Source organism: Staphylococcus sp. HMSC035D11 (genome assembly GCF_001836075.1).
In the GTDB taxonomy this organism is placed as follows: Bacteria; Bacillota; Bacilli; order Staphylococcales; family Staphylococcaceae; genus Staphylococcus; species Staphylococcus hominis.
In genome coordinates this window covers 128,487-129,025 of record NZ_KV827285.1, presented here as the reverse complement: position 1 = coordinate 129,025, position 539 = coordinate 128,487, and the positions used below count along the sequence as shown (strand labels likewise).

At 37.5% G+C, this 539-nt stretch carries 1 protein-coding gene; it reads right to left on the bottom strand.

What is annotated here, in order from left to right:
- On the bottom strand, window positions 1-539 hold a 539-nt coding region (locus tag HMPREF2647_RS11565; RefSeq protein WP_256326497.1), incomplete at both ends, for a recombinase family protein.

Here is a 539-nt window from a genome sequence, read left to right as displayed (position 1 = left end):
TATCTGATTCTTTTCTTAGTGCCATCTTTTAACGTATTGGTCGTATTACTTGCGGCCATTGCTGCACCACATTTCGGACATTTTACAATGCCAGTCAGTAGGTTTGTCCCTTTACCATGGACTTGTGGTTTCTTGCGACTCTCCTGGCGTTTAAACTGTACTTTATCCCATAAGTTTCTATCAATAATAGGTGCATGCTTACCGTCAGCGATAATAGGTTCCTCATTGAGTCCTTTTCGTCTCTTATCGCTCCAGTGTCTATACTTCGCAAACTGTATTTTTCCAATGTAAAAAGGGTTTGAGATGATGTAGGTAATGGACGAAATACTAAACGGTTTACCTTTCTTAGTCACATAACCTTTATGATTCAATGCATTCGCAATCTTACGATAACCATGACCTTTAGCGTATGACTCAAAAATATATTTAACAATATTCGCTTCATGTTGATTGATCATGAGTTCTTTTTTACTGTCAGGTACTTTATCATAGCCTAAAGGTAAATTCCCTTGGTAATAACCTTCAATAGCACGTTGTCT